6 protein-coding genes are annotated in these 16,069 nt (G+C 63.3%); 1 reads left to right on the forward strand and 5 read right to left on the reverse strand.

The window, feature by feature from the left end; translation table 11 throughout:
* Positions 1–209: 209 nt before the first annotated feature.
* Positions 210–3,239 carry a TonB-dependent receptor gene (locus AC5P7R_RS09815; RefSeq protein WP_227854017.1) on the forward strand — a complete coding sequence of 1,010 codons (3,030 nt, stop codon included), beginning with the start codon at positions 210–212 and terminating at the stop codon, positions 3,237–3,239.
* Positions 3,240–3,371: 132 nt separating this feature from the next.
* Here the strand turns inward: AC5P7R_RS09815 and AC5P7R_RS09820 are convergent, their stop codons facing one another.
* From AC5P7R_RS09820 to AC5P7R_RS09840, 5 genes are all read right to left on the reverse strand, one after another.
* The gene (locus tag AC5P7R_RS09820) at positions 3,372–5,378 is read right to left on the reverse strand and encodes a M13 family metallopeptidase (protein WP_111102211.1); all 2,007 of its coding nucleotides are present in this window, start codon (positions 5,376–5,378) and stop codon (positions 3,372–3,374) included.
* Positions 5,379–5,600: 222 nt separating this feature from the next.
* Entirely contained in the window at positions 5,601–7,703 is a 2,103-nt protein-coding gene (locus AC5P7R_RS09825; RefSeq protein ID WP_019660623.1) for a M13 family metallopeptidase, read from the reverse strand.
* Positions 7,704–7,891: 188 nt separating this feature from the next.
* Positions 7,892–10,753: a TonB-dependent receptor domain-containing protein gene (locus AC5P7R_RS09830; protein ID WP_019660622.1), complete on the reverse strand. Its 2,862-nt coding sequence runs from the start codon at positions 10,751–10,753 to the stop codon at positions 7,892–7,894.
* A 180-nt stretch (positions 10,754–10,933) separates the two neighbouring features.
* Positions 10,934–12,967 carry an alpha/beta hydrolase family protein gene (locus AC5P7R_RS09835; protein ID WP_134734790.1) on the reverse strand — a complete coding sequence of 678 codons (2,034 nt, stop codon included), beginning with the start codon at positions 12,965–12,967 and terminating at the stop codon, positions 10,934–10,936.
* Between the two features lie 169 nt (positions 12,968–13,136).
* Positions 13,137–15,944 (reverse strand): TonB-dependent receptor domain-containing protein, encoded by a 2,808-nt coding sequence (locus AC5P7R_RS09840; protein WP_058981090.1) that lies wholly within the window; start codon positions 15,942–15,944, stop codon positions 13,137–13,139.
* Positions 15,945–16,069 lie beyond the last annotated feature (125 nt).

The following is a 16,069-nucleotide window of genomic DNA, read 5'->3' on the forward strand; positions in this document are numbered from 1 at the left end:
TCTGTCGTGGCGTGCGTCGTGCATCCGTACCTGTCGTTGCTTGGTCCACTGAATATCCAGGCTTTTCAAGTGCATGGATTGAACCATGGGCCGCGTCGAGGCTTGCATCGTGGCGTATTCCACCCGATTCATCGCCGGTTGCAGCACTGCCTTGCGCGGCAGACCCGTGCCTATAACTCCCCGGTAGTTCCATCAACGGAGAGGAATTCATGGCAGTTGCATCCATACATCGCGTGCTAAAGCGCAGCGCACTTTCGGCAATATTGTTTTCCATCGTTGGCAGCGTTGCCGCGCAGAGCACGACCGGCACGCTGTACGGCAATGCTAGCGGCTCCGAAGGCGCGACCGTCGTTGCGCAGAGCGACAGTGGCCTCAAGCGCAGGGCAGTCATCGACGCCCAGGGGCACTACAGCTTCGGTGCGTTGCCGGTGGGGCGCTACAGCATCAGCCTGCAGCGCGACGGGCGCATCATCGAACAGCGCGATGATGTGCAGCTGCGCGTGGGCAGCGGTACCGAAGTGAGCTTCGCCGCACAAGGCCCGGCGACCACGCTTGATGCGGTCAATGTCACGGTCGCCCACATGCCGAAGATCGATGTGACCCACACCGTCTCTAAGTCGGTCATCACCTCCGAGCAGCTGGATGTGTTGCCGCTGGGGCGAAGCGCTGAATCCATCGCGCTGCTGGCGCCGGGCGTGGTCGCTGGTAGTGGCTCCTTCAGCAATGGCTCGCGCTCGGTGCTGTCGTTTGGCGGCGCCAGCGTCACCGAGAATGCGTACTACCTCAACGGCTTCAACGTCACCAACCCGCTCAACTATCTGGGCGGCATCAGCCTGCCGTACGGCTCCATCGACCAGCAGGAAACTTTCACCGGCGGCTACGGCGCGGCGTATGGCCGTTCCACCGGTGGTGTCATCAATCAGGTAGGCAAGCGTGGCACCAACGCGTGGCGGTTCGGTGCGCAGGTCACCTGGTCGCCGGCCGGGCTGGCCGAGTCTCCGGCATCGGTGAACTACCCGGACATGACCCTTCCTGAAGGATATGCCTTCGAGAATCCGTCCAAGCCGGGCACGTTGTACCGCTACCGGCGCGGTGACAAGGCAACCACGACGACCTACAGCGGCTATGCCAGTGGCCCGTTGATCGAAGACAGGCTGTTCATCCACCTTGCTGCCGAATCGAACCGTCGCGAAGGCGTTGCAACCGCCAACGAAGCCGCCGCGCAGCAGGTGCGCAACCACTACCGCGTTGACACGCCGAAGTTCTACGGCAAGATCGATTGGAACATCAACGACGGCAATACGCTGGAGTACACCCGCTTCCAGGACACAGATCGTACCGCTGGCTACTACCGGGAGTTCGACTACAAGACACTGTCCGAGGGGGATCGCACCGGTACGTTCCCCAACCTGGTCAAGTCCAGTACCGACGTCGATATCTTCAAGTACACCGGTTACCTCAACGATGCATTGACTTTCAGTGCCGTGTGGGGGCGCGCGCGTACCAGCAACCTTGAATTCAATCCGCTGGACTCGGGCAACCCCTATATCAGTGGTGCCGGCAACCAGGATCCCTCGTTGAACGGTGGCACGCCGATCCGCAACGATCAGCCCGATCTCTACAGCAAGGCACCTGATGCGGGCAGCACGACCCACGGGCTGCGCATGGACCTGCAATACCGCATCGGCAACCACGAGTTGACTGCCGGCGTCGACAACATGACCTACCGGGCCAACAACGAAGGGCAGTCCATGACAGGCCCCGGTCATGCCTGGATCTATTCGCGTGGCAATCCGGGCGCATCGCCCAGCCCGGGCTTCGGCATCGCCCCGCCGGGGGGCGAGGGCTATTTCGTGCAGAAGTACATTTTCTCCACTACCACCAGCATGTCGGTGAAGCAGCGGGCCTACTACCTGGAAGACCGCTGGCAGCTGACACCCGATTGGCTGCTGACGCTTGGCCTTCGCAACGACCGCTTCACCAACTTCAACAGCGACGGCCGCGCCTACGTGGAGAGCGGCGACCAGTGGGCGCCACGCCTGGGCGCCAGCTGGGATGTATTCGGCGATGCTTCGTTGAAGCTGTTTGCCAACCTGGGCCGCTACTACCTGGCGCTGCCCAACAGCGTGGCTATCCGCGGCGCCTCCGCATCGACCTACACGCGCGAATACTTCGCCTATACCGGCATCGACGCCAACGGCAACCCGACCGGCCTCACACCACTGGGGCCGGGTCCGGTGTCGGCCAACGGCGAGTACGGGCAGGCGCCCGATCCGCTGGCCGTCGCGCCGACCGACCTGAAGTCGCAGTACCAGGACGAGCTGATCCTGGGCTTCGAGAAAACCCTGGGCAGCCGTTGGAACAGCGGTGCCAAGGTCACCTACCGCAAGCTGCAGTCGGCCATTGACGATACCTGCGATTCAGACCGCTTCGTCGACAGACTTGCAGGCATGGGTCTGGATGCCGACACTTTCGATCTGCCCGGTTGCGTGATCTTCAATCCGGGTGCCACCAACACTTTCCAGCTACGGCACCGTGATGGCTCCGGCTACACGCCGGTCAGCATGAGTTCGACAGACTGGGGCTACGACGGCAAGAAGGCGAAGCGCCAGTACGTGGCACTGGATCTGTTCATCGAACGTCCGATGTCCGACGGCTGGTCCGGCCGCCTGGACTACACCTGGTCGCGTAGCTTCGGCAACACCGAAGGGCAGGTGAGATCGGATATCGGCCAGAGCGATGTGTCCAAGACCCAAGACTGGGATGCGGCGGCGTTGATGGAGTACGCCGGCGGCTACCTCGCCAATGATCGCCGGCACCAGTTCAAGGCGTTCGGTGCCTACCAGATCGATGACGAATGGACAGCCTCTGCCACGGTTCGGGTGATGTCGGGCATGCCGAAAAGCTGTCTGGGCTACTACGGCAGTGATCAGACCGATCCACTCAATGGCTACGGCTCGGCCTACCACTACTGCAATGGCAAGCCTTCGCGTCCCGGCGACGCGGGCCGGCAGCCGTGGACGGCGCAGCTGGACATGGGCGTGATGTATCGCCCCGGGTTTGCTGACAACCGGCTTGGCCTGGGACTGAACATCTTCAACGTGCTCAACCAGCGGCGCCAGCTGCAGTCCACTGCCAAGTACCAGACCGGACCCGACACGGTCTCCAACATCTACGGTATGGGCAGCTACTTCACACCACCGCGGACAGTGCGCCTGAGCGCCTCATACGACTTCTGACCTGCGCGAACAGCGGTTCTCTCTCGCCGCAAGGGTTGGTTTGGCCCTGATCCGTCAGGGCCTTTTTCCCTCCGTTTCCGCAAAAGAAAGGGCGCCGGAGGCGCCCTTTCATCAATAACAAACCATCAGACCTCAGCGCCAGACCTTGATCTGGTCGGCTTCGCTGCGCTGCATCGGCTGCCCGGCCTTGCAACTGAAGGTAGCACCGAACGCCGGCAGGTTCGCCAGCGTGCCGTTGCTGCGCCACAGGCCCGGCGCGCGGATGTCGGCGGTCAGGCGGCGCGCGGCCTCGTTCGGCGACAGCTGCTGCGCCCACAACGTCGACCAGGCGCGGAAGAAGCCCTGCTGCTGTGCCGGCTTGGCCTTCGGCTCCTGCGCGGTGTATGCGGCCCAGGCCAGTTCCAGGCCGGCGATGTCGGCCAGGTTCTCTTCCTGGGTGAGCGTGCCGTTGACCTTGGCACCCTTCACGCCCGGGAAGTCGTAGGCGCTGTACTGCGCTGCCACGCGATTGCCGAGCAGGGTCCAGGCGGTCTTGTCGGCCGGAGTCCACCAGCTGCGCAGCTCACCCTTGGCATCGACCAGCGCGCCCTTGGCATCGATCGCACGGGTCAGTTCATGGCCGACCAGACCACCGAAGCTGCCGAACTTGTCGGCGGCGTCGGCCTTGGCGTTGAACACCGGGCCCTGCAGGATCGCGGCGGTGACGATCAGGCGGTTCTGCGCCAGGTCATAGGCCAGCGACGGCTGCTGCGGCAGCACGTCCCAGCGACGGTCGGCGTTGCCCTTGCCGATGCGCTTCATTTCCTCGCGATGGCGCCAGGTCGACGCGATCAGCATATTGCCACCGAACGAGCCGCGGCCCATCGGCTGCACGCTGTAGTCCAGGTCGCGCAGTGGAGTGCCGATCTCGATCTTCAGCGCAGCCAGCTTGGCCTGCGCTTCGGTCTTGGCTTCGGCACTCATCCAGCTGCTGTTCTTTACCGCCTCGATCTGTACTTCGCGCACCTTGTCGACGATCCATGCGGCCTGGCGACGATCTTCGGCCGACAGGTAGCGGGCGGCGTACTCGCGGCCGACCATCGGGCCGGCGGCCACATTGATTGCATCCAGCACGGATTCCCAGCGCTGCGGCGGCAGGGTCTGGCCACGCAGCACACGGCCACGGAATTCGAACTCGGCGTCGCGGTAGGCCTTGGACAGGTACGGCGCCATCGAGTCGCCCACGCGCCAGCGCAGGTACGCCTTCCACTGCTCCGGCTTGAGCTTGGTGACCATGCCATCGAGCTGCTTGAACAGGCCCGGGTCGGCCAGCGAGACCAGGTCATCGTCCACGCCCTGTGCCTTCAGGAAGGCATCCAGCTGCAGGTTGCGGTAGCGGCTGTTGAGCTCCTTGGTGGAGATGGGCGCGTAGTTGTTGAACGGGTTGTTGATGCCGGCCAGCGACTGCGCATTGCGTGCCAGTTCGGTTTCCAGCGCGATCACCGCCTGCGACTCGGCATCCAGCTTGGCGGCCGGGGTACCGGTCAGCGCCAGGATCTGCTTGACGTAGTTGCGGTAGCGGCCCATCAGCGCCACGGTGTCGGCGTCGGTGCGGGTATAGAACGCCGGATCCGGCAGGCCCATGCCGCCCTGCATGAAGTAGCCGATGTGACGATCCAGCGCCTTCAGGTCGACGTCCGGGCCGAAGTTGAAGGCCACCGGGATGCCGACCTGGTGCAGCGCGGCGATCGAGGCCGGCACATCCTTGGCCTTCTTGATGGCGTTGATGCGGGTCAGCAGCGGCGCAATCGGATTGGAGCCGTCTGCTTCCACGGCGGCTTCGTCCAGGCCACTGGCCCAGAAGTCGCCCAGCAGCTTCTGCACATTGCCCTGCGGCGACTTCATCGCGGCGTCGAGCAGTTCACGCTGCTGCTGGCGGCTGCGGTCAACCAGCTGTCCCAGCGCGGTGACGGCGCCGGTCTGCGGCACCGGGTTGGCCTTCAGCCAGCCTGCATTGGTGGCGTCGTAGAAGTCGCTGCACTGGGCGCTGACGGCCGGAGCGCGTGCGGCCTTCTTCTTGGCGGCGAACGCATCGTGAGTCGGGACCAGGGTCGCCAGGCAGATGCCCAGGGCGATGGCAAGCGGACGGAAGTTGGGCATGTGGAACGAATCCGTGATGGATTGAGGGCGCGCGCACTATAGCAAGCCAGGCATGGGCGCGGGATGCACGCGTCGCGGTGCATTCGCCGACCAAGGTCGGCAGCTACCGGGGAGCGCCGGGATCAGTAGATCCACGCCATGCGTGGATGAAAGACACCCCGGAAAAACAAAGGCCCGGGAATTCCCGGGCCTTTGCAGGTCTGCAACAGCGTCAGCCAGGACTTACCAGATCACCACCTGCTGCTCGCCGGTGCGGGCCATCGGCGAACCGGCCTTGCACTGGAACGCGGCCGCGAAGGTCGGCAGGTTCGACGGTGCACCCATGGCGCGGAACTGTGCCGGGGCGTGCGGGTCGGTCGCCAGGCGGACCTTGGCGTTCTCCGGGGTGTACTTGGTGCGCCACACGGTGGCCCAGTTGAAGAAGAAGCGCTGGTCGCGGGTGAAGCCGTCCACCTTCGGGTCTTCCTTGCCGGCGCTGGCCTTCTGCAGGGCATCGTAGGCGGTAGCAAGGCCGCCCAGGTCGGCGATGTTCTCACCCAGGGTCAGGTGGCCGTTCACCGCCTGGCCGTCGACCTTGTACTGGTCGAACTGCTTGACCAGCTTGCCGGTCAGGCCTTCGAAGTTCTTCTTGTCAGCGGCGGTCCACCAGTCTTCCATGTTGCCGGTCGGCCCGAAGCGCGCGCCCTGGTCGTCGTAACCATGGGTCATTTCGTGGCCGATCACCGCGCCGATGCCGCCGTAGTTCAATGCGTCGTCGGCCTTCGGGTCGAAGAACGGCGGCTGCAGGATGGCGGCCGGGAACACGATCTCGTTCTGCAGCGGGTTGTAGTAGGCATTGACCGTCTGCGGGGTCATGCCCCACTCGGTCTTGTCCACCGGCTTGCCGATCTTGGACAGGTTGAACTTGTAGTTGAACTCGTTGGCCGCGCGCACGTTGCCCAGGAAGCTGTCGCGCTGGGTCTGCAGGCCCGACCAGTCACGCCACTTGTCCGGGTAGCCGATCTTCGGGGTGAAGGTTTCCCACTTGGCGATGGCCTTGGCCTTGGTCTCCTCGCTCATCCAGCTCAAGCCCTGGATGCGCTCCTTCAGCGCGGCGGCCAGGTTCTTCACCAGTTCTTCCATCTTCGCCTTGGCTTCCGGCGAGAAGGCAACCTTCACGTACAGCTGGCCGAAGGCTTCACCCGCATCGTTTTCGATGGTGCCCAGCACGCGCTTCCAGCGCGGCTTCTGTTCCTTCTGGCCGTTGAGGGTCTTGCCGTAGAACTCGTAGTTTTCCTGCACGAAGGCATCGGCCAGGTACGGCGAGGCGCTGTCCACGGTGTGGAAGCGCAGGTAGGCGCGCCACACCGACGGGTCGGTATCGCCCAGCGCCTTGCTCACTTCCTCATGGAAGGCCGGCATGGCCAGCGAGAACTTCTCCGGCGCGGCCACGCCCTGCGATTTGAAGAACTCGGTCCAGCTGAAGTTCGGGGTCAGCTTGTCGGCATCGGCCAGGGTGACCGGGTTGTAGTACAGCTCGACGTTGCGCGACAGCTCCACGCGCGACTTGGAGGCCTTGGCCAGGCGGGTCTCGAACTTGACCACGTCCTCGGCCTGCTTGGCGGCGTCGGCAGCGGCGACACCGGACAGCTCCAGCACCTTGGCGACGTGCGCCTGGTAGGCCTTCAGCTTGTCGGCATTCTTGGCGTCGGTGTAATAGGTGCTGTCCGGCAGGCCCAGGCCGCCCTGGCTGGCGTAGGCCATGTTCACGGCCGAGTTCTTGAAGTCGGCTTCGGCACCGAAGCCGAACAGGACGTTGTCGCCCCTGGCCGCGCTGGTGCGCAGGTAATCGGCGATGGCCGCCTTGTCCTGCAGGCCGTCGATGGCGGCCAGGTCGGCCTTCAGCGGCTCGATGCCCTGGGCATTGATCTTGGCCTCGTCCATGCCGGTGGCCCACAGGTCGCCGACGATTTTCTCGATGTGGTTCGGATTCTTGACCTGCGCCACCTGTTCGGCCAGCTGGTGCTGCACGGCCACCGAGCGCTCGTCGAGGATGGTGAACGCACCCCAGCTGGTGCGGTCGCCCGGAATTTCATTGGCGGCCAGCCACTTGCTGTTCACATAGTCGCCGAAGGCGCCGCAGGCGTCCTTGGTGGTATCCAGATCGCTGGGCTGGAAAGCGTTGTAGGCCGGCAGCTTGCTTTCGTCCAGCGTGTAGTTGGTGGCTTCGGCCGCGGCCGGCGTGGAGGCGGTGGCGTCCTTGGCCGGGGTTTCAGTCTTGCCGCAGCCGACCAGCGCGGCCGAAACGGCCAGGGTCAGCAGCACGATCTTGGGAGTACGGGTCACTTTGATGGCCTCCAGGCCGAGTGAGTCAGGGAAAGGCCGTGGGACGGCCGTGGGCCGAACGATACGCCGCCGGCCAGACCTGCAAGGGTGTCGAAGGTCATGGCCGGGTGCAAGGGGGCCGCTTGGTGGCCCGGAAAAGACAGACCCGGCAAAAGCCGGGTCTGTCGGGTGTTGCGGTCAGCGGTGGATCAGAACTTGTACTTCAGGCGCACGAACGGGGTGCGACCGTAGTAGTCGTACTGGGTGGCGAACGGGTGGGTGTTGCCGTAGCGCGAAGAGTAGACGCTGCTGGAGATCAGCGGCGGCTTGGCATCGAACACGTTGGAGACGCCCACCAGAATCTGCCAATCGGCCTGCTCGTAGCTCACCGAGGCGGTGTGATACCAGCGGCTGCCAGCGGTGATGTCGCGGTAGGAATTCGGACGGCCCTGATAGGTGAACGTCTCCAGCAGGTCCGGGTCCTTGGTCGACGCGATGTACTGGGTCATCCAGTTGTAGGTCCAGTCGCCACGCTCCAGGCTCAGGCCCAGGTTGCCGACCAGGTCCGGGCGACCGAAATCACCCAGCTGGTCCGACGAGGACAGGCCGCTGGCCGCTGCGCTGTCGAACAGCTCGGCGGTGTCTTCAACCGTGTAGGTGACCTGCGAGTCCAGCGAGAACTTGCCGAAGCTGAACTCGTGTTCCCAGTTCAGGGTCAGATCCCAGCCGCGGGTGCGCTGGCGGTTGATGTTCAGGTACTGCGCATACACCTCGGTGATCATGTTCGCGTTGGTACCCGAATTCGGATTACGACGCATCAGGTCGCAGTAGCGGTTCGGATAGGTGGTCGACTCGTAGCAGCCTTCCAGGATGGACGCTGCACTCAGCGCGGTGATCTGGTCGCTGACTTCGTAGTCGAAGTAGTCGATCGCAACGCTCAGGTCAGCAAATTCCGGGGTGAACACCAGGCCGATGCTGCGTGCACGCGAGGTCTCCGGCTTCAGGTCGCCGCCAGCGCCGCCACGAGTGAAGACGGTGGCGCTGCTGTTGCCTGCGGCGGTGTAGTCGCCCGGGATACCGGCAGCGGCGCAGTTGGCAGCAGCGTTGCTGTTGTTGCCTTCAGCCCAGCGGATGCAGGGATCGATCGCGGTCTGCGCCTGGAAGCCGGTCTGATTGCCAAGGTACAGCTCATACAGGCCCGGTGCACGGTAGGAGGTACCGATGGTGCCGCGCAGGCGCAGCGACGGGATGATCTGCCAGTTGACACCGAACTTCCACACCTTGTCCGAACCGGACACCGTGTCGTACTTGAAGACGCGGGCCGAGCCGTTCAGCGACAGCGACTCGATGCCCGGAACTCCCTTGAAGACCGGCACATCCAGTTCGACGAACGCTTCCTTCACCTTCTCGTCGCCCTTGGTGCGACCGGCGGTGGTCGAACCCCAGATGTCGGCAAAATCGGCACCCGGCTGGTCGTCGATCTTGTAGTTGCGGTACTCCACACCGACTGCGGAAGCCACGGCACCGGCCGGAAGATCGAACAGCTCACCGCTGAACACGGCGTTGACCGTGGTCTGATCGTAGGTGGTCTTGCCCTTGGCCCAGACGCCGAGGATCGAGACCAGCTCGTCGACCTTCGAGCCATTCAGATAGCCCGGGTCGAAGTAGTTCGCAGCTGCAGTGCCGGTACCCGGACGGCCGATGTCGCCGCTGATCGAGTTGCGGATGCCAAGGTTGCTGTACTTGCCACTGGAGTGGCTGTAGTTGGCATTGACTTCCCAGCCCCAGGTGCTGCTGCCGAAGCCGCCATCGAACTTGTTGGCGAAGTAGTAGTAATCAACTTCGGTCTCGGAAGCAGACTTGAACGGCAGCACCGGCTGAGCGCGGGTGGTGGTGCCGGGGATCAGCACTGTCGGGAAGAACTGGCGCCACGAGAAGTTGTCCGTGGTGCGGTTGTTGTAGAGGAACTGGGTCTTCCAGTTGAACGAATCAAAGCCGAAGTCAGTGGCAAAGTAGACCGTCTTGCGCTCTTGGCGGTTGATGATCTGGGCTTGGCCGTAAGCCTGGAAGTTGTACGGCTCCTGATACGTCGCCACGGGGTTGCCGTTGGCATAGGTCTGGTTGGCGCGCGGACGATAGCCCGGGAACGGGCCAACCGTGCTGCCATCGGTGCTCGGCACGTAACGGACGGAACCGACGTCGATGACGTTGTGCAGCATGTTCTGGCAGTTGGCCAGGTTGGTGCCGGCCAGGATGGAGCGGTCGACGCGGTCGATGCGGTTGCCCTTGTCGTCCCAGACGATATCTTCGGCGCACTTGAAGAAATCGCGGTCACCGCGGGTCAGTTCGTTCTGGCGGTACCATTCCACGGCGGCGACGATGCTGCCATTGTCGAAGTTCCAGCCGTTGGCCAGCGACGCCGAGAATACTTCACCGCCGCCTTCGGTCGGAACGCGACCGCTGACGGTCAGCTCGGGACGGTCGAAGTTCTTCTTGGTGATCAGATTGACCACGCCGGCGACGGCATCGGAGCCATAGATGGAGGACGAACCGTCCTTCACGATCTCGGCACGCTGCAGGACGGCGGTGGGCAGCACGTTCAGGTCGAACGCGCCGACCGCGCCGCGGGTACCGGCCGGGCCCGGACGCTGGCCATCAAGCAGGATAAGCGTGCGATTGGCACCCAGGCCGCGTAGCGAGAACGTCTGTACGCCGGTACCACCATTGGTGGTGAAGCCGCCGAACTGATTGGTGATCTGCGTTTCGGCGGCGCCGATCGCCGACTTCTGCAGGAATTCACTGACGCTGGTCTGGCCCTGGGCGGCATTGCGCTCGGTGTCGATGGTGAACACCGGCGAGGTGGTTTCATAGTCCGCGCGACGGATCAGGGAGCCGGTGACCGTAACCTTGTCAAGATCAGTGGCCTTCTTGTCAGACGTCGAAGCACTTGACGCCGCTGCTTCCTCGCGGGTGGATTCCTGGGCCAGCACCGGGGCTGCCTGCAGGCAGGCAATCACTGCCAGGGCGAGCGGCAGGCGGCTGGGCGTAATAAGGCGGTTGGTCTTGCGCATTGTGTCGGATCCCCACTTGTTATGCTTCGGTTAACGGAGTGTATGTACGGCGTAAAGTAAATGCAACATGAACATTCCCCGTATGTAACGCGCTTTTGCTAAAGGCGTATTCATGTACCGGTGGGGAGCTGCAGAGCTCCCCAGCTGCGTGGACGACGGCAGGGTGCCTCCCTGGGCGGCCTACAGGCCGCCTGGGCCGCAGTCCTTGGCCAGGAAGTCGGCCATCAGCGGCAGCGTGGCCCGGTAGTGGCTCGGGTACCACGGCATGCTGTGCGGCATGTCGGCGATCAACTCGAACTTCGCCGGAACCTTGCCTTGAACTGCGTTGTAGAACGATCGGGCGTGGAACGCCGGAGTGCGTACGTCACGATCTCCGACGTAAAGCAGTACCGGGATGGTCGCCTTGGCCGTGTTCTGTATCGGGTCCATTCCCTTGACGGTCTGCCCCTGCAGGATGCGCTGCAGGCGGTTCTCGCTCCATGACATGCCGACTCTGCCGAGATCGGTGACGGGCGCTCCGGCAATGGCACACTGGAAAGGCGAGGGGCTGCGGACCGTGGCTGCAGCGGCTGCGAAGCCGCCATAGGAGTACCCGAAGATGGCCAGGCGGTCCTTTGCGGCGATGCCCTGCTGCACCAGCCACGCAGCCGCATCGTCATTGTCGTCCTGCATGGTCAGCCCCCACTGCCTGTCACCCGCGAGCCAGTGGTCGCGTCCAAAGCCGGTTGAGCCTCGATACTGGGGGCGGATGACAGCGTAGCCACGCGAGGTGAAGTAAGGCACCCAGCCAGATGCATCCCAGCCGGCATAGTCACGAGCCCATGGGCCACCGTGCGGGTGCACGAGCGCTGGAAGTGGTTCTCCCCCTTCCTTCCAGCCCGCGGGCAGATCAAGGATGGCGGGAATCTTTCGTCCGTCGCGGGCGGTATAGGTGACCCAGCGTTGCTGGCCGATCTGCCTGCCATCGATCCAGGGTCGCTCACTGCCCAGGGTGGTCACCTGTTTGCGGTCGCTGAGTATGTGATAGGTCGTCGGCGTGTCGGCACTGTTGGTGGTAAAGAGCACGCGGGAGAGATCGTCGTTGTAGCCGGTGATGGCGACGTACTTCCCCGGATAGGCCTGTTTGAGGCCGTCGAAGAGGGCCTTCATCTGCGGGTCGACATAGATCGCTTCGCGCCGCGGCCCATCCACATAGAAGCCCAGAACCTGATTGAAGTTGCTGGGTTTGCTGCCGAGGATGAGGCCGCTGATCGGATACTGCGGGTGGGCGGCCAGCGGCTCCTTGTCGAAGGTCCGGGTTGCTGGGTCGTACAGGCGGGCCTGCACCTGCTCGGAAAATCTGTCGGTGAGGATGTAGAGCTTGCCGGTCTGGTCATCGATGCCGGCCACGTCCATCGTGTAGCGTTCGCTGAGCTTGGTTGTCAGCGCATCGTGCTTCTCGAACTTTCCGCTTGCCTTGTCCTTGATCAGGATCTGCTGTTCGTACTCGCTCGACCCGGCCGGTTCGATCTGGGTCCTTGTCAGGAGTTCGCCGCTGCGGGGATGGAACAACCCGGGCGTCGAGCGCGCGTCGCCACGGAAGAGCAGCTCGGTCTGTCCGGTCTTGAGATTGAACAGGTAGTAGCCTGCCGAGAACGTTGACTGATTGATCTGTGAAATGATGACCTTGTCAGGGTCCATTGGGAGCGAGTGAACCAGTGATGCAGTTCCCGCCAGTTCCAGGCAGCGTTGTGTCTGTTCGCTGATGCCAAGCTTGCGTGAATTGTCGGCGAATGCTTCGTCGAACTTGGTCTGGGAAGTGTCGGTCAGGTAAGCCTTCGATAGGAAAGTCTTGGTGTTTCCCACCGAGTTGCCTTCTCCACAACCGGCCAGCTGCGCGGTAAGTTCCTGGCGGCCGATGACAAGGCTGCGGCCGGCCTTCAATGCGCTGGCGGCGATGAACTTCATGCGGTCGCCGGAGGGCGTGATGGCCACCGGGCCTGCGCCGAGATTGTCCAGGTTCCAGTTGGCGAGCGCGGTGTCACCGTTGTTGCTTCCCGGGGCAGCGATGATCGCAACCAGCTGTTTGCCATCGGGGCTCATGGTGACCGATTGGATGGCGGGAATCTTGGCGAAGTCGTCGACCGGCAGCGGTGTAGCCAGCGCCTGGCCCACGGCCAGGCCCAGCAGCGTAGCAGCAGCGCCCACATGGGCGAAGAGGCGTGTGGCTTTCATGTACAGGGCATCCTTGGCAGTTTGACTGGAAGATGACCTGAAGATGAACGAGGGCGCCCGGTTCGTCAACTTGGCGTGAAATCTACAACTCTGGCCGGCCCTGGTTGCGTTCCAAAGCAGAAGGCCCCGCCGGAGCGGGGCCTTCTGCAGCACAAGTGGCGTCAGCGGATCAGCGGCCACCGAACTCGTACTTGGCCTGCACGTAGATGGCTCGCCCGTAGGCGTTGTACAGGTAATTGTTGTACGGCTGGCCACTGGTGCCGGCGAAGCTGAAGCGCTGGTTGTCCGGCATCCTGTTGAAGACGTTGTTGACCATCAGCGACAGGGTCAGGTTGTCCAGCGCGCGATAGTTCACGCTCAGGTTGTAGGTGGTGTAGGAGCCCCACTTGCCCGCCTTGTAGCCGGAGCTGTGCACATAGTCGTAGCCATTGCCCAGGTATGCCATGTAGTTCGGCGTCTTGCCGATGTAGTTGGCATACAGGGTAGTGGTCCACTTGTCCTTGGCCCAGCCGATCGAGCCGTCCGCGCGCACCTTTGCGTAAGAGTCGTACACCCACATCGCGTAGGGGTCACGCAGCAGGTCCAGGAACTCATCGCCCGGCTGCGGCTGCAGCTCGCGCTTGAGCATGTCGGTGTAGTTGCCCGAGAACTGCAACGAACCGAAGCGACCCATGTCGTGCACGTACTTGAAGCTGGCGGTCAAAGCTTCCAGGTTCTGGCGCGCAACATTCATCTTCGGGGTGTAGATCTCGTCCAGCACGCCGGATGCATCACGGGTGATCCAGTCGTTGACGTTCTGGCAGCTTGCAGAGGTGTTGTTGGCCTGGTCGTTACGGCAGTAGTACTCGGCCAGCAGCAACTGGTCCGAACTGAGCGTGTCGACCTCGTTCTTGATTTTCCAGTTGTAGTAGTCAACCGACAGCGAGAGGTTATTGATCGGAGCCCACACCACGCCCGCGTTCCAGACGTCGGCGGTGATAGGCTCCAGGTCCGGGTTGCCCGAACGCGTACCGAACACCGATACGCTGTCATACGGGCAGCCAGCGGTGTTGCTCGGGGCATACCCCAACTGGCCGCAACGGTAGTAGTCGGTGGAGCCGTTGGCATAGTAGCCACTGCGGCCCTGGAAGGCATCGGACAGGGTCGGCGCGCGGAAGGCCGTCCCGTACTTGCCACGGAACAGCAGGCTCTCGATCGGGCGGAACTCGATGCCGATGCTGTAGGTGGACTTGTCGACGGTGTTGCTGCCGATCTTGAAGGCGTCGTAGCGGCCGGATCCGGTCACGGTCAGCATGTCATGCAGCGGCAGGCGCAGTTCGCCTGTCACGGCGTAATTGCTGCGGTGGCCGGCGCCGGAGACCGCCGTGGTGCCCCAGACGCTGCCATCCATCAGGCCCGGATCGGGAGTGTAGTCCCAACCTTCGCTGCCACCCTCAACCACCACCGCCAGGCCGGCGTCGCCACCGGGCAGCTTGAACAGCGACCCGTTGGTGACCTGGGCCCGGGCCAGGTTCTGCCAGGTACGGCTCTGGCTGTAGCTGTAGCCGGTGAACGTCTGGAAATCACCTGCCGGCAGTGGCGCATAGAACGCTTCCCAGTTCGGGCTGTAGATGTTGTAGCCAGTGCTGGTGGTACCCAGCACCGGGCCCAGCACACGCTGCTCGAAGTAGTCGTTGATCGGATCGTTCCAGCGCACGAAGTTGCGCTCGGTCAGCTTGTACTCGCCACGGGTGAAGCTGACGCTGTAGTCCCAGTTGCCGGCCGTGCCGCGGCCGCCCAGTGTCACCTGGTAGGCCTTGTTGCGGTCGGTGTTCATGATGTCGCGGTAGCCGGCGCCGCCGATGTCTTCCGGGGCGAACACGCGCTGCAGGTTCATGTACTGGCCGCTGGCCTGGTCGTAGAAGCGACCCCAGCCGGACGAGGTGCCCCACCAGGTGTAGTTGGAGCCGGTCGCATACTTGACCTCTTCCAGGCTGTACAGCGCATCGCCAAACAGCTGCAGGTTGTCATTGAGGTCAAAGGTGGCAGAGCTGTAGATCTGTGCGCTTTCCTTGCCGTTCTTGATGGTCTTGTAGCCGGTGCCGTACACCGAGCCGCATGCCTGGCCGGTCGGGCGGGTGCCCAGTACGGTGGTACCGTCGAACTGGCCCGCCACGTTGGCGCAGAGGTTCGGGTCCATCATGGCGTAGCGGTTGTTGGCGGCCGGCAGCAGCACCAGGAAATCGTTGGAAACGTACTGCGGGCTGTAGCCGTCTGGATTGTTGACCTTGGTCAGGTCGCGCTGGTAACCCCAGATCGGGCTGGTCTTTTCGTACTGCACGTTGACCAGCGCGTGGAAGCGGTCATCGACGCCATTGAACCCGTGTGCGCCGCTCAGGCGGAAACTGTTGCCACCGCCTTCGCTGTAGGCGCCGCCACGGACGTTGAGAACGCCGCCGTCCATGCGTTCCTTGAGGATGATGTTGACCACGCCGGCAATCGCATCCGAGCCATACAGGGAGGACTGGCCACCCGGCAGGATCTCGATGCGCTCCACGATGTCGATGGGAATGCCGCTGATGTTGTTGAACGTATCGCCGCCGTTGTACAGCGCTGGATACGAAAGCATCGGGCGGCCATTGATGAGGTACTTGGTGTAGCCCGGGCTGAGGCCGAACATGCCGGCCGCTTCGGCGCCCTGGGTGAACGAGGCCGAGGTCTGGCCGCCCTGGAGGCCGCCCGTGGACAGTGAGGACTGCTGCAGTACGTCGGCCACACTGGTGAAGCCGCGGGTCTGGATGTCCTCGGCGGTGACGGTCAGGACCGGCGTGTGGTTCTCGATTTCGGTCTGTGGAATCAGCGAGCCGGTGACGGTGACGCGGTCAAGCTGGGTCGGTGCGTTGCCGCTTTGCGCCAGCGCGGTACCGGAGGCGAGCAGGGTGCCAAGCAGGGCGAGGGTCAGTGGGTGGCGCAGCGGCGTGGAGCGATGGCAAGACATGATGGATCCCCGTATAAGCGTTGTCGGCTGGCTGACGTCCTCCCTGACAGCTTTCATGATTTGTTCAGTTGCAATCCATTCAGCTGGACCGTAACACGGCGTTCACGTAGACAAAATAGTCCAGT

The sequence above is a fragment of the Stenotrophomonas sp. YJH_SMC_27 genome, from assembly GCF_059369815.1.